The organism is Nonomuraea sp. NPDC005650 (assembly GCF_040605375.1).
Classification (GTDB): Bacteria; Actinomycetota; Actinomycetes; order Streptosporangiales; family Streptosporangiaceae; genus Nonomuraea.
In genome coordinates, this window is record NZ_JBEXCR010000009.1 from 159,844 (window position 1) to 178,316 (window position 18,473).

The following is an 18,473-nucleotide window of genomic DNA, read 5'->3' on the forward strand; positions in this document are numbered from 1 at the left end:
TTACCTATTAACAAACGGGATCTTCGCGAGAAATGTCTCGGAGTCACCTTTCTGGCAGTACCGGTCGGCAGGAAGGAACGGCTGTGCGCATCTCCCGTCCGATTGTCTCCGCCACCTTGGTGTTAGCCCTCGCGGCCTGCGGTTCCGACGCCAAGCCGGCCGCCGAGTCGAAGGAGATCAAGGTGGGCCTCCTCCACTCCCTCAGCGGCACGATGGCGATCAGTGAGGTCACCGTCCGCGACGCCGAACTGCTGGCCATCGAAGAGATCAACAAGGCCGGCGGCGTGCTCGGCAAGCAGCTCGTCCCCGTGGCGGAGGACGGCGCGTCCGACTGGCCCACGTTCGCGGAGAAGGCCACCAAGCTGATCAGGCAGGACAAGGTCGCCACCGTCTTCGGCGGCTGGACCTCGGCCAGCAGGAAGGCCATGCTGCCGGTCTTCGAGCGTTACAAGGCCCTGCTCTGGTATCCGGTGCAGTACGAGGGGCTGGAGAGCTCCCCGTACATCTTCTACACGGGCGCCACCACCAACCAGCAGATCATCCCCGGCCTCGACTATCTGAGGGAACAGGGCAAGAAGAAGCTGTTCCTGGTGGGCAGCGACTACGTCTTCCCGCGGACCGCGAACAAGATCATCAAGGCGTACGCGGCGGCGAACGGGATGGAGATCCTCGGCGAGGAGTACACGCCGCTCGGCCACACCGAATACTCCACCCTGGTCAACAAGGTCATGCAGGCCAAGCCGGACGCCGTCTTCAACACCCTGAACGGCGACAGCAACGTGGCCTTCTTCAAGCAGCTCAAGAGCGCGGGCGCCGCCGCCGACAGCATGCCGGTGCTCTCGGTGAGCGTCGCCGAGGAGGAGGTCACCGGCATCGGCGTGGACAACATCGTGGGCCAGCCGGTCGCCTGGAACTACTACCAGACCACCGAGACGCCGGCCAACGAGGCGTTCGTCAAGGCGTACAAGGCCAAGTACGGGCAGAACAAGGTCACCTCCGACCCCATGGAGGCCGGCTACAACGCGGTCTACCTGTGGGCCGAGGCGGTCAAGAAGGCGGGCACGACCGAGGTCGAGGCGGTCAAGAAGGCCGCGCCCGGCATCTCGCTCGAACGCCCCGAGGGCCTGGTCACCATCGACGGCGAGAACCAGCACATGTACAAGACCGCCCGCATCGGCGTCATCCAGCCCGACGGCCTGATCAAGCAGGTGTGGGACTCGGGCAAGCCGATCAAGCCGGACCCGTACCTCAAGGGCTACTCCTGGGCCTCCGGCCTGGCGGCGGGACAGTGATGACGGCCTTCGTCAACCAGCTCCCCATCGGCCTGTCCATCGGGGCGGTGCTGCTGCTCATCGCGCTCGGGCTGACGTTCACGTTCGGGCAGATGGGCGTGATCAACATGGCGCACGGCGAGTTCATCATGGCGGGCGCGTACACCGCGTTCCTGCTGCAGGACATCGTGCTCGCGCTGCCCGCGGCGTTCCTGGTGGCCGGTGTCATGGGGCTGATCCTGGAGCGGGCCGCCATCCGGCACTTCTACGGCCGCCCGCTGGACACCCTGCTGCTCACCTGGGGCGTGAGCCTGGTGCTGCAGCAGCTCGCGCGCGACCTGTTCGGCGCGCCGAACGTGCAGGTGCCCGCCCCCTCCTGGCTCGCGGGAGGGGTGGGCATCCTGCCCTACAACCGGCTGTTCATCATGGGGCTCGCGATCGCGGGCGTGGTGGCGGTCTGGCTGTACCTCAACCGCACCGGGCTCGGCCGCCGGACCCAGGCCGTCGTGCAGAACCGGCAGCTCGCCGCGACCAGCGGCATCGACACCGGCCGGGTGGACATGCTGACGTTCTTCATCGGCTCCGGGCTGGCGGGCGTGGCCGGGGTGGCGCTGACGCTCATCGGGCCCGTCGGGCCGGCGCTCGGCACGTACTACATCGTGGACGCGTTCCTGGTCGTCGTGGCGGGCGGGCTCGGGCAGCTGCGCGGGGCCGTGCTGGCCGCGATCGGGCTGGGGCTGCTGAACTCCTACGCCGAGTTCTGGTCGGACGCCTCGCTGGCGAAGGTGATCGTGTTCGCCGTGATCATCGCGTTCCTGCAGGTGCGCCCGCAGGGCATGTTCGTGCTGCGGTCGAGGGTGCTCACATGAGCAAGAGAAATCTGCCCTTCGCGACCGTGGCGGTGATCGCCCTGGTGGCGGCCCCGCTGCTGCTGGAGCCGTTCCGCCTGGGGCTGCTGGCCAAATACCTCTGCTACGCGATCGTCGCGCTCGGGATCGGGCTGGCCTGGGGGCAGGGCGGCATGCTCACCCTCGGCCAGGGCGTCTTCTTCGGGCTCGGCGGCTACTCCATGGCGATGTACCTCAAGCTCACCGAGGCCGGCGGCGGGCTGCCCGACTTCATGGTGTGGAGCGGGGTGGAGAAGCTGCCCGCGCTGTGGGCGCCGTTCGCCAACCCGGTCTTCGCCCTCGCCATGGCCGTGCTGGGACCTGTGGCGATCGCGGTGATCCTGGGCACGCTGGTGTTCAGGCAGCGGGTACGGGGCGCGTACTTCGCGATCCTCACCCAGGCGCTGGCCGCTGCCATGGTCATCCTGCTCGTCGGCCAGCAGGGACTGACCGGCGGCACCAACGGCATGACGAACTTCTTCGAGCTGTTCGGCCAGGACCTGGCCGAGGACTCCACGCAGCGGGTGCTCTACATCGTGGTGGCGGTCGTCCTCGGGCTCCTCTACCTCGCCACCCGGCAGCTCGTGAACAGCCGCTATGGCCGGCTCCTCGTCGCGGTCAGGGACGGCGAGGATCGCGTGCGCTTCCTCGGCTACGACCCGGCCCTGGTCAAGACCGTCACCTTCGCCGCCTCGGCGGGCATGGCGGGGCTGGCGGGGGCGCTGTTCGTACCGGTGGTCGGCATCATCTCGCCCGCGCTGCTCGGCGTCGTGCCCTCGCTGGAACTGGTCGTCGCGGTGGCGGTCGGCGGGAGGCACGCGCTGGCCGGCGCGGTGCTCGGCGCTGTCGTCATGGGCTACGCGAAGACGGCGTTCAGCGAGCAGTTCGCCGACGGCTGGCTCTACCTGCAGGGAGCCCTGTTCATCCTGGTCATGACGCTCGCCCCGAAGGGGATCGTGGGCCTGGTGGGGAGGTGGCGGCGTGCTCGAACTACGTGACGTCCAGGTCGTGTTCGACGGGTTCCGGGCGCTCGACGGCGTGGACCTGACCGTGCCCGAGGGCGAGCTGCGCTTCCTCATCGGGCCCAACGGCGCGGGCAAGACCACGCTGATCGACGTGATCACCGGGCTCACCAGGCCGGCGGCGGGCAGCGTGCGGTTCGGCGAGCACGACCTGGTCGGCAGGAAGGAGCACCAGATCGTCCGGCTGGGCGTCGGCCGCACGTTCCAGACGTCGGTCGTGTTCGAGGAGCTGACCGTGGTCGAGAACCTCGACCTCGCGGCCAGCTTCCGCAAGCCGCTCTGGTCGCTGGCCAGGCGGCGCAAGGGCGTGTCGGAGGCCGTCGAAGAGGCGCTGGCCAGGACGGGACTCGAAGATCTCGCCGAACGTTCGGCGGGTGTTCTCTCGCACGGCCAGCGCCAGTGGCTGGAGATCGGGATGCTGCTCGCGCAGCGACCCCGGCTGCTGCTCCTGGACGAGCCGGTGGCGGGCATGTCCAGCGACGAACGGGAGCGCACGGGGGAGCTGCTCACCCAGATCGCCGACGACCACACGGTGATCGTGGTGGAGCACGACATGGAGTTCCTGCGGCGGCACGCTTCGGCGGTGACCGTGCTGCACGAGGGCAAGGTGCTCGTGGAGGGATCGGTGGACGAGGTCAGCGCCGATCCCCGCGTCCAGGAGGTCTACCTGGGGAGGAGGGCCAGCGATGCTGTCGGTGACCGGCCTTGAGTCGGGGTACGGGAGGGCACGCGTACTGTTCGGGGTCTCTCTGGAGGTCGGGCCCGGACAGCTCGTGTGCGTCATGGGGCGCAACGGAGTCGGCAAGACCACGCTGCTCAACACCGTCATGGGCGTGCTCCCGGCGACCGCCGGGACGGTCACGTTCGACGGCCGCGACGTCACCAGGCTGAAACCGCACGAGCGGGTCAGGCTCGGCATGGGGTACGTCCCCCAGGGCCACCAGTGCTTCCCCCAGCTCTCGGTCCAGGGCAACCTGCTGGTCACGATGGAGGCCGCCAAGGTGGGCAGGGAGGCCATGGACGAGGCCCTCGACGTGTTCCCCGCGCTCAAGCCGCTGCTCAAGCGGAGCGCCGGCCACCTGTCGGGCGGCCAGCAGCAGCAGCTCGCCATGGCCCGCGCCCTGGTCACCCGGCCCAGGATGCTCATACTCGACGAGCCGACGGAGGGCATCCAGCCGTCGATCATCCTGGAGATCGAGGCGGCCATCGAGCGGCTGCACGCCTCGGGGCTGGCCGTGCTGCTCGTGGAGCAGTACCTGGACATCGCGCTGCGGCTGGCCGACACGTTCGTCATCCTCGACGGCGGGCACGTCGTGCGCACCGGAGCCGCCGAGGAGCTGCACCGGGAGGACGTCCGCCGCCTGCTGGCGGTCTAACCCTGGGCCAGGAGGGCGCGGGCGTTGGCGGCGCCCTGGCGGTCGCCGGTCTGCTCGAACACCTCCAGCGCCGCCCCGGCCAGCTCGCGCGCCCGCCCGGCCGCGCCCTCGGCCCGGTTCACCCTGGCCAGGGCCAGCAGGGCGTGCGCGTCCAGCAGCCGGTCGCCGAGGCGTACGGCGATGCTCCGCGCCTGCTCGGCGGCCGTCCTGGCGTCCGCCTTGGCGGCCTGAGCCAGGCGGGCCGCGGACAGGTCGAGCAGAGTGTCGGCCCGCCGGTGCCGGTCGCCCAGCTCCTCCAGGTGCTTGACGGCGGACTGCAGGTGCTCGGCGGCCTCGTCGAGCCGCCCCGCGCGGCGCAGCACGGCGCCGAGCACGCGCTCGGCGTCGGCGGCGTCGCGCTGGTTGTCCGCACCTTCCAGGCAGGTGCGCAAGGCCCGCTCGGCGTCCTCCAGCCGGCCCTGCTCCAGGTGGACGCGGCCGAGCCGGCGCCTGGTGTGGTTCACCTCGCGGGTGCGCCCTTGCCGCAGGAACATGCCCAGCGCCAGCCGCAGCCGCTCGTGCGCGCGATCCCACTCCCGCTCGGCCAGGAGCAGGTCGCCCTGGTCGAGCAGGGTCAGCGCCTCGCCCCGGTCGTCGCCCGAGCGGCGCGCCGACTCCTGCGCCCGCGCGGACACCGCCCGCCAGTCGTCCAGGAACCGGTGGCGCTCCAGGTACGGCGCCAGCAGGTGCGCCAGCCGCCAGCACCCGTCGTCGAGCCCCGCCGCGTGCAGGTCGGCGACCAGGCTCACCAGGAACGCCCGCTCGGCCGCCAGCCACTCGACCGACTCCCTGATGTCCCGGGTGGCCACGGCCGTGGCCGGATCGCCCGACACCAGCGAGAACCGCGAGGCCCGCACCCTGGCCAGCACGATCTCCGACAGCCGCGCCAGCACGCCCGGCACGGGTTGCTCGCGGGCGAAGAGCCTGGTCAGGTCGTGCAGCCGGTAGCGGACCTGGCCCGCCACGTCCACGCCGTGCGTCTCCAGCAGGCCCGCGTCCACCAGCGCCTCGGCCTGCCCGCCGAGCTGCTCGGTCACCCAGTCGGCGAAGTCGGGGGCCGACAGCGCGCCGAGCCCCCGCAGCGTCAGCCGCGCGGACTCGGGCAGCCCGTCGAAGCCGATCGCGAACACGCTGCGCACCGCCTGGTCGCCCGCGTGCAACCGGTCGAGCCGCTCGTGCTCGTCCTCCAGCAGGCCGACCAGGTAGTCGACGGTCCACTCCGGCCGGGCGGCCAGCCGGGAGCCGGCGACGCGCAGCGCGATCGGCAGGCCGCCGCAGAAGCGGGCCAGCCGGGTCATGGCGTCGTCGGCCGGCCGGCCGGAGCCGCTCACCAGCAGGTCGATCGCCTCGCCGGCGCCGAGCACGCCCACCGACAGCCGCCGCGCGCCCGTCAGGCCGCCGAGCGAGGAGCGGCTGGTCACGATCGTCGGGCACGACGTCAGCAGCGGCCGCACCTGCGCCTCGCCCGAGGCGTTGTCGAGCAGCACCAGCAGCCTGCGGTTGGCCGTGTAGGCGCGGAACAGCTTCTCCCGCTGCTCCGGCGAGGCGGGAATCGCCTGGGCCGGGCAGCCCAGCCAGCGCAGGAAGTCCTCCAGCACGGCCGACGGCGCCGTCGTCTCGCGCAGGTCGGCGTACAGGATGCCGTCGTGGAAGCTCTCCCGCTCCCGCCAGGCGGCGTGCACGGCCAGCGCCGACTTGCCCGCGCCCGCCTGCCCGTGCACCACGACGTGGCCGCCCACCACCTCGTCGAGCAGCTCCGCCCGGCCGGTGAAGCCGGTCACGTCGGGCGGCAGCAGCACCGGCGGCCCGGCCGAGACGTGCAGCGACACGTCGTCGTGCAGCATGCGGTGGTAGAGCAGCTGCAGCTCGGAGTCGGGCTCGATCGCGTGCCCGCCGTCGAGCTGGTCACGCAGCACCGCGTACGCGGCCAGCGCGTCCACCCGGCGGCCGCTGCGGTAGAGGGCCAGCATGTACTGGCCGCGGAAGCGCTGCCACATCGGATGCTGCCTGGTCAGCCGGCGCAGCTCGGCGAGCAGCTCGCGGTGCCTGCCGGCGTCGAGGTCGGCCTGCACCCTGCGCTCCAGCGCCAGTAATCGCAGCTCCTCCAGCTCCTCGCGCAGCCGGCGCGTCTCGACCCACCGCTCGCCCTCGGGGTCGACGTCCTCCAGGACCTCGCCCCGCCACAGGCCCAGGGCCTCCTCGTACGCGCCCTTGTCCACCAGCAGCCTGAACCGGTCGACGTCGAGCTGCCCGTCGCCCAGCGCCAGCACGTACGAGCCGGCCACGGTCGTGATCACGTCTTTCCCGACGAGCTGGCGGAGCTGGCCGACGTAGCCGCGCACCAGCGAGTCGGAGCGGTCACCGTCCTCGCGCGGCCACAGCAGCCTGCGCAGCCGCTCGACCTTGAGCGGGCGCCCGGCGTTGAGCAGGAACATCGCCAGCAGGTCGCGGTGCTTCGGCACGGTGGGAGTGCGGTCCTGCCCGTCGCCGTCGAGCACCTCGAGCGGCCCCATGATGCGAAATTCCACGCGACCTTCCTTGAAGGAGGAGATGTCGATCAGAATGGCACATCAGTATGAGCCGGCGGCCTGGTAGTGGGTCCATGCGGCGCACGGCGTGCCGTATTTACCCTTGATGTAGCCGAGTCCCCATTTAATCTGTGTCCTGGCGTTGTTCTTCCAGTCCGAGCCGGCGGACGCCATGAGCTTCCCGGGGTTCGCCATGGGTATTCCGTATGCTCTCGACGGCTTGCCCGCCGTGTCCCGCCAGCCGCTGACGTGGTCCCATAGCTTGACCAGACAGCCGAACTGCGCCGAAGAGCTCCAGCCGTAGCCGGGCATCAGGCTCTTGGCTATCCGCTGGCTTTCTCCCGGTGGAGTGGTCGCGTACGACGGCGTGGACAGGACGAACAGTGTGGCCAGCGCCGAAATACCGATGGCGGTGAACCGCTTTCGCATCACTCTTGGCCCTCCTGTATGCGCATGACAACAAGCAGCGGCCGTACGCGCGCTAATGCGCGTTGTCGGTCCACGCACGTGCCGACTGCACGATCTCCTCCAGGTGGTCGCTGTGCGCGCCGCGCCAGTAGACCTGGCCGCACTCGCCGCACCGCCCGTAGGCGTCGTAGTTGCGCTCCGTGCCCGCCTCCAGCAGCGGGGCGATCTCCTGCTTGGCGACCGGCTCCAGCTCGCCGTTGCACGTCGTGCAGCGCGTCCACGGGCGCAGCGGCGGGGTGAAGCGTTCGAGCAGGTCGCGCAGCTGGTCGGCGGGGCGGGAGCCGCGCACGTACGCGCCCAGCCACAGCGCGCGGCGGCGCAGCAGGCCGCGGTCCTGCGTGAGCAGCACCCGGCGCTCCTCGTTGGCCTGCACCACCAGCGAGGGGTCGTCCATGTCGTTGTGGTAGGCCGCGTCGATGCCGAGCAGCCGCAGGCGCCGCGCCAGCGTGCCCAGGTGCACGTCCAGCAGGAAGCGCGGCTCCTCCGGCAGCGGCTGCGGGCGGGGCACCGGGTGGACCTCCACCACGTCACCGGCCACGAGCTGGTACGACGGAGGCACCCCGCGGCCGTCGGCGACCATCGGCCCCACCTCGGTCAGCGGGATGCCGAGCGACTCGACGTGGTGGCCCAGCGTCGAGGTGCCGTCCGGCGTCACCTGCTGCCACTCCTGCCGCCGGCTCACCGGCAGGAACATCGTCAGCTCTGAGGCGATGAGTAGGCGTGCGTCCAGTTCGCTCACATGTCCATTCTGGAGGACCGGATACCGTGAATTCATGCCGATATCCCGCCGCGCCTTCCTGGGGCTCGCCGCGCTGGCCGCCGGGTGCTCGGCGTCCGACGGCGGGCGGCCTGAGCTGCGGCTGGCGACCGGCGTGACGGGCGGGATCTACGAGCAGCTCGGCGACGGGCTCGCGCGGGAGCTGCGGCAGGACGGGCTCACGGTGCGAGTGATGAAGACGGCGGCCAGCGTGCAGAACCTGACGATGATGACCGACGGGCGGGCCGACGTGGCGTTCGCGCTGGCCGACAGCGCCGACGACGCCGTCAGGGTGCGGCACCAGCCGGTGTGCGCGCTGGCCAGGGTCTACATGAACTACGTCCACCTGGTGGTGCGGCGGGGCGCCGGCATCGCGGCGGTCAAGGACCTGGCGGGGCGGGCGGTCTCCATAGGGCTGGAGGGCTCGGGCACCGCCGTGACCGCCACCCGCGTGCTGGCGGTGGCCGGGCTGGCCGAGCCCGCCGAGGTCAGCAGGCTGGGCCTGGACGAGTCGGTCAAGGCGCTGCGCGACGGCGAGATCGAGGCGTTCTTCTGGTCGGGCGGGGTGCCCACACCGGTCCTGACCTCGCTGGGGGGCATCGAGCTCGTGCCGCTGGAGCCGCTGGTGACGGCCCTGCGCCGCCGGTTCGGCCCGCTCTACGAGCACGGGCTGGTGCCCGCCGGCGTGTACGGCAGCGGCCGGCCGGTGCCGACCATCGGCACCCCCAGCTACCTGATGTGCCGGGCCACGCTCCCTGACGATCTGGCGTACTCGATCACCGAGACCCTCTTCAGCGCCCGCGACCGCCTCCAGGCCCCGTCGGCGCCGGGCGGGCGGCTCGACATGCGTTACGCCATCGGCACCGGCGTCGTCCCGCTCCACCCGGGCGCCGCCCGCTATTACCGCTCCGCCTACGGCTGAGCCTTCAGGCGCAGCTCCACCACCAGGCCGCGCGGCACGGCGGGCAGCAGCGCCAGCGTGGCCCCGCACGCCCTGGCCAGCTCGGAGGCGATGGCCAGGCCCAGACCGCTGCCCGGCACGTTCGCGTGGGCCCCGGACCGCCAGAACCGCCCCGGCGCCTCCGCGCGCTCCTCCTCGCCCAGCCCGGGCCCGTCGTCCGCGATCCGCAGCACGCCGTCCGCCAGGGTGACCGTGACCGTGCCGCCCTCGGGCACGAACTTCTGGGCGTTGTCGAGGGCGATGTCCGCGATCCTGGCCGCCGCCTCAGGAACGACCGACGTTTCCGAAATTTCGGTTACGAGCTGTACGCCCTTGGCCGCGTACACCTCCCGCCACGCCCCCAGCCGGGGCGCCAGCGGGATCTCCTTGCCCGCGACGCCCGCGCCCGCCTCCACCCTGGCCAGCGCCAGCAGGTCCTCCACCAGCAGCGCCAGCCGGTCCAGCTCCGCCATCGCCTCCTCGAACTCGGCCGTGCCCTCGCCCCGCAGGTGCGGCTCAAGGTTCTCCAGCCGCAGCCCGAGCACCGTGAGCGGGGTACGCAGCTCGTGGGAGGCGTCCGCCACGAACGCCCGCTGCCGCTCCATCGCGCTGGAGACCGCGTCGGCCATGGCGTTGAAGCGCTCCTCCAGCTGCCGCAGCTCGGAGGGCCCCGCGCCGGGATGCGCCCGCGCGTCGAGCCGGCCCTGCGCGATGGCCCGCGTGGTGCGGTCGAGCTCGGTGACGGGCCGCAGGATCCAGCGGGCCAGCTGCCTGGCTGCCAGCGCCGAGTAGCCCAGCGCCACCAGCGCGCCGACCAGCAGCGCGCCCCACACCAGCGAGACGTCCTGCCTGGCCCGGTCGGTGGGGGCCTCCAGCAGCACCACGCCGGACAGCTGCGCGTCCCGTCCGGCGGGCTCGGCCAGCAGCACCGTGGCCGGTCCGAACGGGCTGATCGTGGGCAGGTCCTCGGTCGTGCGGCCGGACAGCGCCAGGCGGGTGGCCTCCTGGTCGTCGGCGTCGAACCGGCCCGCCGTGGCCAGGATGGAGCCGTCGCGGTCGCGTACGCGTACCGCCGCCCCGTAGAGCGCGGCGTAACGGTCGATCTCGGCGATCAGCCCCGAGCGGTCGTCCTCCCTGGCCGCCTGGTCGGCCAGCTCCGCGAAGCGGGTGGCGTCGGCGCGGCGGTCGAGGAGCAGGCGGTTCGTGCGGTGGGAGGCGTAGGCGAGGCCGAGCGGCACGGCCAGCGCCGCGATCAGGAAGACGATCAGCGTGGTGAACGTGACCACCAGCCGGGAGTTCACGCCGTCGAGCCCAGCCGGTAGCCGGTGCCGCGCAGCGTCTCCACCAGCCCCGGGCGGCCGGTCTTGGAACGCAGGTTGGCCACGTGCACGTCGAGCGAGCGGGACGCCGACAGCAGCGGGTCGCCCCAGACCTCGTCGAGGATCTCCTCCCTGCCGCGCACCACGCCCGGCTCGCGCGCCAGCATCGCCAGCACGTCGAACTCGCGCCTCGTCAGCGTCACCGGCTCACCGGCCACCGTGACCTGCCTGGACTCCAGATCGATGCGGACGTCGCCCACGCTCACCACGTCGTCGCGGGCCGGCATCGGCCTGGTGCCGCGCCGCACCACCGCCTCCATGCGGGCCATCAGCTCCACCGTGCGGAACGGCTTGACCAGGTAGTCGTCGGCCCCGGACCGCAGCCCGCGCAGCACCTCGCGCTCCTCCGTGCGGGCCGTGACCACGATGAGCGGCACGGCCGACACCCGGCGCAGGCGGCGCAGCACGTCGAGCCCGTCCATGTCGGGCAGGCCCAGGTCGAGCAGGACGAAATCGACGCCCCCCGCCAGGCGGAGGGCGTCGACGGCCAGCCCGGCACGGGTGACCTGGTGGCCGTGCCGGGCGAGGGCCGTGGTGAGCGCGGACGCGAGCCGATCGTCGTCCTCGACCAGGAGAACTCGCATGGCCCAAGGTTAGACGCGGGCCGCGACCACATCCTCCGACGCCTGCTCGGCGCGCGAGAGGGCGGCGTCCCTGGTCTCGCGCATGGTGAGGTAGACCACGAGCGACACGGCGGCGCAGGCGGAGACGTACCAGAAGAAGCCCGACTCGATCTTGTTGTTCTTGAACCACAGCGCCACGTACTCGGCGGTGCCGCCGAACAGGGCGTTCGCGATGGCGTAGGGGAGGGCGACGCCGAGCGCGCGGATGTTCGTCGGGAACAGCTCGGCCTTCACCACCGCGTTGATCGAGGTGTAGCCGGTGACGATGATCAGGCCGGCCAGCGAGAGCACGAGCCCGCCGCCGAACCCCGTGACCCCGCCGAGCGCCGTCATCAGCGGCACCGTGCCCAGCATCGACCCGATCCCGAACGTGATCAGCAGCGGCCGCCGGCCGATCCGGTCCGACAGCCCGCCGGCCAGCGGCTGCAGGCACATGAAGATGAACAGCGCGCAGAAGCTCACCAGCGTGGCCGTCTCCTTGGGCAGGCCGGCGGTGTTGGAGAGGTATTTGGTGAGGTAGGTGGTGTAGGTGTAGTACGCGACCGTGCCGCCCATGGTCAGGGCGATGACCAGCAGCGCTTCCCGCTTGTGGTTGAGCAGCTGCTTGATCGTGCCGCGGCTCTCCTGCTTGACGTCGCGCTCCTCCTCGTCGTACGCCTCCGTCTCCAGGAGGTTGCGGCGCAGGTAGAACACGACCGCGGCGCCCAGCGCGCCGATCACGAACGGGATGCGCCAGCCGTAGGAGTCGAGGGCCTCCTTGGACATCGTGTTCTGCAGGATGATCTGCAGGCCGAGGCCGACGAGCTGGCCGGCGGTCATGGAGACGTACTGGAAGCTGGAGGCGAAGCCGCGGCGGCCGCGCGGGGTGGCCTCGGTGAGGTACGTGGCGCTGGCCGCGTACTCGCCGCCGACCGACAGGCCCTGCAGGAGGCGCGCCACCACCAGCACCACGGCGCCGAAGTAGCCGACCGTCTCGTACGTCGGGGCGATGGCGATCAGCAGGGCGCTGGCCGACATGAGGGTGACGGTGAGCGTGAGCGCCGCCTTGCGGCCCTTCCTGTCGGCGTAGCGGCCGAGCAGCCAGCCGCCGAGCGGGCGCATGAAGAAACCGACGGCGAAGATGGCCGCCGTGTTGAGCAGCTTGGCCGTGTCGTCGCCCTCCGGGAAGAAGGACGCGGCGAAATAGACGGCGAAACTGGAGTAGACGAACCAGTCGTACCACTCGACCAGATTGCCGACGGAGCCGCCGATCACTGCCTTCCAGGGCACGCGTGCCTTGCTCACGGAGACCTCCTGTGTGGAGCCTGGGGGGAGTAGATGCAGGTCAGAGCCTCTCCGCAGAAGGATGTTCGGACAAGGGCAGGTGGCCGAGATCTAACGTCCGCTTAACATGGGCGCAACCTCGGGCTCGCCCCGGCCCGTCACACTGGCGGGTTCGGCATTCCTGGCCCGCTCACAACGGCCGGTTCGGCGTTCCCGGCCCCCTCACAACGGCGGGTTGGCGTTCCTGGCCCGCTCGAGCGCCAGATCCGCCCACCACTCGCCGGCCTCCGGGGACACCACGCCGCGCTCCGGGTCCTTCTCCCCGCCCTCGCCGCGCCTGCACCGGCCGCTGGACGAGCCCGCCCGCGCGATCCACAGGTAGGCGTCCGCCAGCTCCTCACCCGTTTCGGTCGTGGGCCGGTCACCGGCGCCCCGGCCCGGCGGGTTGCACCACGTCTGCGGGTCGGGGTACTTCTTCGTCGGGGCCCACGAGCCCTGGCCGTTCCTGGCGGTGTCGACGACGAAGTGCGGCATCGTCGCAGGGTCGACCTTCGCGTCCGAGGGGCAGTCCCTGGCGCCCGTGGCCCGCTGGACGCTGATGCAGGCCGACAGCGCCCTGCCGTACTCGACGCTCTTCTCCGTGCGCTGGTAGGACGCCGTGTTGAGGAAGAAGCCGTCCGCCCGGTCGACGCCAGCCTTGATCAGCCGCTCGGCCATGATCGCGGTGCCCGGGTACAGGTCCTGGCTGCCGTCGAGGTAGACGGCCGTGTTCGGGTTCGCCTTGAGCGTCTGGACGGCCTGGCGGAGGTCCTTGTAGCGCTGGTCCACCGAGCCCTGCGGGTCGCAGTCCTTGACGCCGGGGATCTTGACCAGCGCGCCCGGTTCGAGGATCACCGCCGCCTCGGCCTGGCCTATCGTGCTCGCGATGCCCTTGATCCAGTCCTGGTACGCGGCCAGCTCCGCGGCGGTGGTCGGGCGGCACTCGCTGCCCGGCAGGTAGTTGATCAGGAACACCGGGACGCCGCCCGCCTGCCGGGCCGCGGTGAGGGTGGTGTCGACCTTCGACCTGACCTCGGGCTCGTTGAGGCGGATGGCGTGGGGGACGGCGGCGAGCCTGCGCAGGAGCGCGGCGTCCTGGGGGCGGTCCTTCTCCCACTCGTCGGCCTGGCGGCCGGCGGCCGGTTCCGGCGGGGAGTAGAACGTGATCTTGCCTGGGGCTCTCAGCGGGTTCTGGGGTTTGGCCTGCGTGTCCGGGCGGGCGGCTCGGGTGGTGGTGGTCGTCGGGGCAGGGGTCCGGGCGCTCGACGGGGTGGCCAGGTTGCGCCAGGCGACGGCCACGGACGCGCCTCCCACGGCCACGGCGACGGCCGCCGCTGCGGCGAGCACCCTCCGCCGGTTGCCCGCCGCCCTGGAGCCGGGTGCCGACGGGACATCGGGCGGTGCCGTCGCCAGGTCCGGGGGTCGCGGTCCGTCAGTCGGCGCCGTTGTCGCGTCGGCGCGCGCCGGGTGGCCGGTCACGGGGTGGGCGGTCGCTGGGTGGGCGGTCGCTGGGTGGCCGGTCGTGCCGTGGGCTGGGTGGCCGGTTGTGGCCGGGTCGCTCGGTGGGGTCATGGGGGCGCCCGTGACGGGAGTCCCGCCTGTGCCGAGAGCGGGCAGCGGGGTGCCGCCCGGGTCCGCCGTGCTGAGGCGGTCCATGAGGTCCTGGGCCGTGGGGCGGTCGCGCGGGTTCTTCGACAGCGAGGCGAGCACCAGCTCGTGCAGCGGCCCCGGCAGGCCGCGCAGCTCCGGGGCGTCGTTGAGGATGCGCAGGAGGATCGTGGGCACCGAGCCGGAGCCGAACGGCGCCCGGCCGCTCGCGGCGTACGCGACCGTGCAGCCCCACGCGAAGATGTCCGAGGCGGGGCCGATGGTCGCGCCCGACACCTGCTCGGGCGACATGTACGACGGCGTCCCCATGATCGCGCTGCTCATCTCCGCGTCCATGAGCTGCGCGATGCCGAAGTCGATGACCTTGGGCCCCACCTGGGAGAGCAGCACGTTCGACGGCTTGAGATCGCGGTGCACGACCCCCGCCCCATGGATGGCGCGCAGGGCCATGGCCATCGAGGCGGCCAGGCCGTCCAGCGCCGAGCCCTTCAGCGGCCCCGACTCGCGGACGGCGTCCCCCAGACTGGGCCCCTCGACGTACTCGGTGACCAGGTACGCCACGTCCCCCTCGACGTCGGCGTCCAGGACGGGAGCGGTGCAGAAGCGGGCGACCCGCTTGGCGGCGGCCACCTCGCGGGCGAACCGGCGCCTGAAGTCGGCGTGCCCGTCCATCCTGGCGTGGATGAGCTTGACCGCCACCCGGGTGCCGTCCGGGGCCCGGCCCAGGTAGACGACGCCCATGCCGCCCTCGCCGAGCCGACCCAGGAGCGCGTACGGCCCCACCTGTCGCGGATCCCCGTCCCTCAACGCCTCCAAGGTCATAAACGGTCAGGTTAGCCCGCCGCCCCCGAACGGCCTACCAGAATGTGGGCCAGTGCTCCGGCGTTCACGTTCACGCCGGGGATGAAGGCCCACGTGGGAGTGCCTGCTAGGGCGCGAGCATGCCCTGACCTTTCGGATTTTGTCGGCAGCTTCCCTCACATGGGTCGCTTCTGCTGCTCGATGTACTGGTCGAGCACGGTGAGCGGCGCCCCTCCGACCGACCCGGCGAAGTAGGACCCAGACCAGAAATGTCCGCCCCAGAGGTATGTGCGGACGTGTGTGCTGTATTCCTTACGAAGCATCCGAGCCGAGACCCCCTTCAGCGAGTTGACGAGTTTGGACAGGGCGACCTTGGGCGGGTAGTGGACCAGCAGGTGGACGTGGTCGTGCTCGCCGTTGAACTCGCGCAGCTCGACCTCGAAGTCGGCGCATACCCCGCGCATTACTTCCTCGCAGCGGACCAGCATCTCGTCGGTCAAGGCCCCGCGCCGGTACTTTGTGACGAAAACCAAATGAGCGTGGAGGCTGCAGACGACATGACGTCCCCTTCTCACCTCTGGTTCCGGATTCCATCGCGGTGACATGAACCAAACGATATGATCAGTGCGTGGAGAAGGCGAAACGGGCTCGTGCGCACGTGGCGCGACTCGACCTCAGCCCGGCCCAGGTGGCCGTTGTGGACGGTCAAGCCCACACCGCGCGCGCCTTGTGGAACGTGCTCCATGAGTTCACGACCTTCCGCCAGAGCCGGTTCGCCTCACCGAAGGAGTGCGACGCGGCGATCCGGCGAGCACGTCACGAGATCGACTGGATGGGGCAACTGCCCGCTCAGGCCGCGCAAGCCGTGCTGAAGACCTACCGGCAGGCGTGGGCGAACTTCTTCAACCCCGGCCACCCGGCCAAGCGTCCGACGTTCAAGGGCCGGTTGCGGTCCCGGATGGCCGTGAACGTCCCCCAGGCCCGCGACCTGCAGATCAGCCGGATCAACCGCAGGTGGGGTGCGGTGAATCTGCCCAAGGTCGGGCGGGTGAAGTTCCGGTGGACGAAAGACCTGCCGGGCGTCACCAATGGCGGGCCATCCGGCAGGGTCACCGGGGCTCGCCTGGTGAAAGAAGCCCACGGGTGGACCATCGTCTTCCGTACCGAGCTGCTCATATCCGCCCCCGTCCCGCACTCCGGTCCGAAGGTCGGCATCGACCGGGGCATCACGGTCCCCCTGGCCCTGTCCACCGGGGAGCACCTTCGGCACGGCCCGTGGCTCACCAAGGGAGAGAACGAGCGGCTATTGCGCCTGGAGCGCAAAAGCGCCCGTAAGCGTGCCACCCGCAAGAAAGGCGACCCGGTCTCCAACCGGGAACGCCGCACCTACGACCAGATCGCCCGGCTCCGCGCGACAGCCAAGCGCCGAGCCGTCGACTGGCAGCATCAGAGCACGACCGACCTCGCGCGGCGATTCAGCGCGATCGTGGTCGAAGACCTGAAAATCACCAACATGATGGCCTCGGCGTCTGGGACCGTGCAGGAGCCAGGAGTCAACGTTGCCCAAAAGCGGGGCCTGAATCGCTCGATCGCGGGCCAGGCGTGGGGCCGGACGGTGGAGTTGCTGACCTACAAGAGCGCTGAGCGTGGCGGTCTGGTCGCCACGGTCCGCCCGCACGGCACCAGCCAAGAGTGTCACCGCTGCCACACCACCACTGCGGGATCACGCGAAACGCAGTCGCGGTTCGCGTGCAAGAACCTGGCGTGCGGATGGACCGGCAACGCCGATACCAACGCCGCCCGAAACCAGCTTCATCGGTACAACTCTGCCGCCGGACGGGCGGTCACAGGACGTGGAGACTCCGGGATACCGGGGCCTGTGAAGCGTCAAGCATCCTGTCCCACAGTCTCGCCCGCACCCGCGCTGCGAGCTGCTGCGTAAGCAGCACAGGAACCCTCCACATTTAATGTGGAGGAGCACGTCAAAGCTCCAGCCGCCACTCGTTCCATTCGTCGAGGAGCTCGAAACCCATGGCCTCGTTGATGGCCAGCATGTGGGCGTTGGACATGGCGTTCCAGGTGATGATCCGCTCCAGGTGGGGCTCGCGCTCGCGGAGCCAGAGCAGGTTGGCGAGCTTGAGCAGCAGGCCCAGGCGGTGGCCCCGGTGCTCGGTCAGCACCGTCGTGTCCGCCTGGTGGCCCCAGCCGGTGGAGCGGTCGGCCTCGGCGTAGACGCGCGTGTATCCGGCCGGCGCCCCGTCGGAGTCGCGGCGGGCGATCATCGAGTACGCGGTCAGGCCGCGCGGGGCGATGCCGTCCTCGCGGTCGCGGATGCGGTCGAGGCTGAAGTCGGCGTCCTCGACGCCGGCGTCGCGCGGGGCGTCGTTCATGCCGTTCATCAGGGCCGCGAGGTCGGGGATCAGCTCGGGGGCCGCCGGGCCGGTCCAGCGTTCGAGGTGATAGCCCTCGACCTGGGGGAGCATGCGTTCCAGCGCGTCCCAGTCGGCCTTGCGCAGGTCCAGCGTGCGGCGGGCCACCTGGATGGCGACGCTCATGCCATGGGCCTGCGCGAAACGGGCGCCCACGCCGGTGGTCGGCGTCTCCGTGAGGAGCAGGCTCCTGCCGTGGTGGCGCAACCTCTCCAGCGCGTGCTCGAACAGCGCCGAGCCGAGCCCCTGGCCGCGCCGCTCGGGACGCACGACGAGGGGGAAGATCCAGCCCATGTGCGTGTTGTCGAGCTGGGAGAGCGACAGGGCGTAGCCGCCGACGACCGCGCCGCCCTCGACGACGGCCCACAGCTCGGCCCGGTCGCCCGGCGAGTGCCTGGCGATGCCATGGCGGAAGTCTGCGAACGAAATCAGCGGGCCCGGGTCGTCGGGGTAGGCCGCCGTGTACGCCTCATGCAGGCCCGTGACCAGGTCGCCCGGCCGGTCGAGATCGATGGGCTGGATCCACATGTGCCCAGCAAATCGCACGGACGACGGCCGGGGCGAGCGAATTTATTGCCGGTAGTTCTCGACCTCGTCGGCCGGGCGGGCGGCGGCGTTGTCGGGGTCCTCGCCCGCGCTCCGCCTGGCCCGGCGCTGCCTGAGCAGGTCCCAGCACTGGTCGAGCGCCGTCTCCAGCTGCTTGATGCGCTCGTGCTCCTCGTCCGTGGTCACCTCGCCCGTGGACAGCCGGTTGCGCAGCTCGTGCTCCTCGTCGACCAGGGCACTGATTCTGGTGAGAATTTCGTCGTCCCGCATGGCTGAACTCTAGTCATTGCCACCGATGGGTCTCCCGCCTCGGGGCACGTTCCCCGCCGCACTTCGGCTGAGGTCCTTCGGGGGAGGGCGCGCCCCCTTCTGCGGGGCGGGGAGGGCCGGCGGCGGCGAGAGGTCCTGTGGCGGGGATCCGGTGGCAGGGGGTCGGTGGTGGCGAGGGCCGGTGACGAGGGTCCGGTGGCGGGGGTCGGCGGTGGGGAGGGGCTGGT

17 protein-coding genes are annotated in these 18,473 nt (G+C 71.2%); 7 read left to right on the forward strand and 10 right to left on the reverse strand.

From position 1 onward, the window contains the following. Positions 1-83: 83 nt before the first annotated feature. The 5 genes from urtA to urtE are packed head-to-tail and all read left to right on the forward strand — an operon-like array spanning position 84 to position 4,556. Positions 84-1,292, forward strand: coding sequence for an urea ABC transporter substrate-binding protein (gene urtA / locus ABZS69_RS17570; RefSeq protein ID WP_355372928.1), 1,209 nt, complete (start codon positions 84-86; stop codon positions 1,290-1,292). Next, positions 1,292-2,140 carry an urea ABC transporter permease subunit UrtB gene (gene urtB, locus ABZS69_RS17575; RefSeq protein ID WP_355372931.1) on the forward strand — a complete coding sequence of 283 codons (849 nt, stop codon included), beginning with the start codon at positions 1,292-1,294 and terminating at the stop codon, positions 2,138-2,140. Before urtA ends, urtB begins: the two co-directional genes overlap by 1 nt. After that, positions 2,137-3,156 carry an urea ABC transporter permease subunit UrtC gene (urtC, locus tag ABZS69_RS17580; protein WP_355372933.1) on the forward strand — a complete coding sequence of 340 codons (1,020 nt, stop codon included), beginning with the start codon at positions 2,137-2,139 and terminating at the stop codon, positions 3,154-3,156. The genes urtB and urtC overlap by 4 nt, the downstream gene beginning before the upstream one ends. Next, on the forward strand, positions 3,140-3,889 hold the full coding sequence (urtD, locus tag ABZS69_RS17585; protein WP_355372936.1) for an urea ABC transporter ATP-binding protein UrtD: 750 nt from the start codon (positions 3,140-3,142) through the stop codon (positions 3,887-3,889). The genes urtC and urtD overlap by 17 nt, the downstream gene beginning before the upstream one ends. Continuing rightward, the gene (urtE, locus tag ABZS69_RS17590) at positions 3,867-4,556 is read left to right on the forward strand and encodes an urea ABC transporter ATP-binding subunit UrtE (protein ID WP_355372938.1); all 690 of its coding nucleotides are present in this window, start codon (positions 3,867-3,869) and stop codon (positions 4,554-4,556) included. The genes urtD and urtE overlap by 23 nt, the downstream gene beginning before the upstream one ends. On the opposite strand, the gene ABZS69_RS17595 is transcribed toward urtE, so the two are convergent. The 3 genes from ABZS69_RS17595 to ABZS69_RS17605 are packed head-to-tail and all read right to left on the reverse strand — an operon-like array spanning position 4,553 to position 8,330. Continuing rightward, entirely contained in the window at positions 4,553-7,123 is a 2,571-nt protein-coding gene (locus tag ABZS69_RS17595; RefSeq protein ID WP_355372940.1) for a BTAD domain-containing putative transcriptional regulator, read from the reverse strand. The genes urtE and ABZS69_RS17595 overlap by 4 nt on opposite strands. Before the next feature lie 42 nt (positions 7,124-7,165). After that, positions 7,166-7,552, reverse strand: a complete 387-nt coding sequence (locus ABZS69_RS17600; RefSeq protein WP_355372942.1) for a lytic transglycosylase domain-containing protein — start codon at positions 7,550-7,552, stop codon at positions 7,166-7,168. A 52-nt stretch (positions 7,553-7,604) separates the two neighbouring features. After that, positions 7,605-8,330 (reverse strand): Mut7-C RNAse domain-containing protein, encoded by a 726-nt coding sequence (locus tag ABZS69_RS17605; protein ID WP_355372944.1) that lies wholly within the window; start codon positions 8,328-8,330, stop codon positions 7,605-7,607. A 34-nt stretch (positions 8,331-8,364) separates the two neighbouring features. Between ABZS69_RS17605 and ABZS69_RS17610 the strand changes: the two genes are divergently transcribed. Next, entirely contained in the window at positions 8,365-9,270 is a 906-nt protein-coding gene (locus ABZS69_RS17610; protein ID WP_355372947.1) for a TAXI family TRAP transporter solute-binding subunit, read from the forward strand. Here ABZS69_RS17610 and ABZS69_RS17615 read toward each other — a convergent pair. The 5 genes from ABZS69_RS17615 to tnpA form a co-directional block, all read right to left on the reverse strand. Next, a complete protein-coding gene (locus ABZS69_RS17615) occupies positions 9,261-10,589 on the reverse strand; it encodes a HAMP domain-containing sensor histidine kinase (RefSeq protein WP_355372949.1) in 1,329 nt (442 codons plus the stop codon). The genes ABZS69_RS17610 and ABZS69_RS17615 overlap by 10 nt on opposite strands. Further along, the gene (locus ABZS69_RS17620; RefSeq protein WP_192791128.1) at positions 10,586-11,251 is read right to left on the reverse strand and encodes a response regulator transcription factor; all 666 of its coding nucleotides are present in this window, start codon (positions 11,249-11,251) and stop codon (positions 10,586-10,588) included. The genes ABZS69_RS17615 and ABZS69_RS17620 overlap by 4 nt, the downstream gene beginning before the upstream one ends. Positions 11,252-11,260: 9 nt before the next feature. Further along, complete coding sequence (locus ABZS69_RS17625) at positions 11,261-12,574, reverse strand: MFS transporter (protein WP_355372952.1); 1,314 nt, start codon at positions 12,572-12,574, stop codon at positions 11,261-11,263. 201 nt (positions 12,575-12,775) lie between these two features. Further along, a complete protein-coding gene (locus ABZS69_RS17630) occupies positions 12,776-15,022 on the reverse strand; it encodes a glycoside hydrolase family 6 protein (RefSeq protein ID WP_355372955.1) in 2,247 nt (748 codons plus the stop codon). A 155-nt stretch (positions 15,023-15,177) separates the two neighbouring features. Beyond that, a complete protein-coding gene (gene tnpA, locus ABZS69_RS17635; protein ID WP_355372958.1) occupies positions 15,178-15,606 on the reverse strand; it encodes an IS200/IS605 family transposase in 429 nt (142 codons plus the stop codon). 23 nt (positions 15,607-15,629) lie between these two features. Here tnpA and ABZS69_RS17640 point away from each other — a divergent pair, with 23 nt between their 5' ends. Next, positions 15,630-16,943: a transposase gene (locus ABZS69_RS17640; RefSeq protein ID WP_355372961.1), complete on the forward strand. Its 1,314-nt coding sequence runs from the start codon at positions 15,630-15,632 to the stop codon at positions 16,941-16,943. A 40-nt stretch (positions 16,944-16,983) separates the two neighbouring features. Here ABZS69_RS17640 and ABZS69_RS17645 read toward each other — a convergent pair whose 3' ends face one another. Both ABZS69_RS17645 and ABZS69_RS17650 read right to left on the reverse strand, forming a co-directional pair. Further along, entirely contained in the window at positions 16,984-17,958 is a 975-nt protein-coding gene (locus tag ABZS69_RS17645) for a GNAT family N-acetyltransferase (RefSeq protein ID WP_355372963.1), read from the reverse strand. A gap of 42 nt (positions 17,959-18,000) precedes the next feature. Then, positions 18,001-18,246, reverse strand: coding sequence for a DUF2630 family protein (locus ABZS69_RS17650; RefSeq protein ID WP_355372966.1), 246 nt, complete (start codon positions 18,244-18,246; stop codon positions 18,001-18,003). Between the last annotated feature and the right edge of the window lie 227 nt (positions 18,247-18,473).

Excerpts from the sequence above, each read along its gene's own strand:
- ABZS69_RS17650 (WP_355372966.1), bottom strand. The coding sequence starts at position 18,246 with ATGCGGGACGACGAAATTCTCACCAGAATCAGTGCCCTGGTCGACGAG.
- urtB (WP_355372931.1), top strand. The coding sequence starts at position 1,292 with ATGACGGCCTTCGTCAACCAGCTCCCCATCGGCCTGTCCATCGGGGCG.
- ABZS69_RS17645 (WP_355372963.1), bottom strand. The coding sequence starts at position 17,958 with ATGTGGATCCAGCCCATCGATCTCGACCGGCCGGGCGACCTGGTCACG.
- ABZS69_RS17600 (WP_355372942.1), bottom strand. The coding sequence starts at position 7,552 with ATGCGAAAGCGGTTCACCGCCATCGGTATTTCGGCGCTGGCCACACTG.
- urtE (WP_355372938.1), top strand. The coding sequence starts at position 3,867 with ATGCTGTCGGTGACCGGCCTTGAGTCGGGGTACGGGAGGGCACGCGTA.
- ABZS69_RS17620 (WP_192791128.1), bottom strand. The coding sequence starts at position 11,251 with ATGCGAGTTCTCCTGGTCGAGGACGACGATCGGCTCGCGTCCGCGCTC.
- ABZS69_RS17610 (WP_355372947.1), top strand. The coding sequence starts at position 8,365 with ATGCCGATATCCCGCCGCGCCTTCCTGGGGCTCGCCGCGCTGGCCGCC.
- urtC (WP_355372933.1), top strand. The coding sequence starts at position 2,137 with ATGAGCAAGAGAAATCTGCCCTTCGCGACCGTGGCGGTGATCGCCCTG.
- ABZS69_RS17630 (WP_355372955.1), bottom strand. The coding sequence starts at position 15,022 with ATGACCTTGGAGGCGTTGAGGGACGGGGATCCGCGACAGGTGGGGCCG.
- tnpA (WP_355372958.1), bottom strand. The coding sequence starts at position 15,606 with ATGTCACCGCGATGGAATCCGGAACCAGAGGTGAGAAGGGGACGTCAT.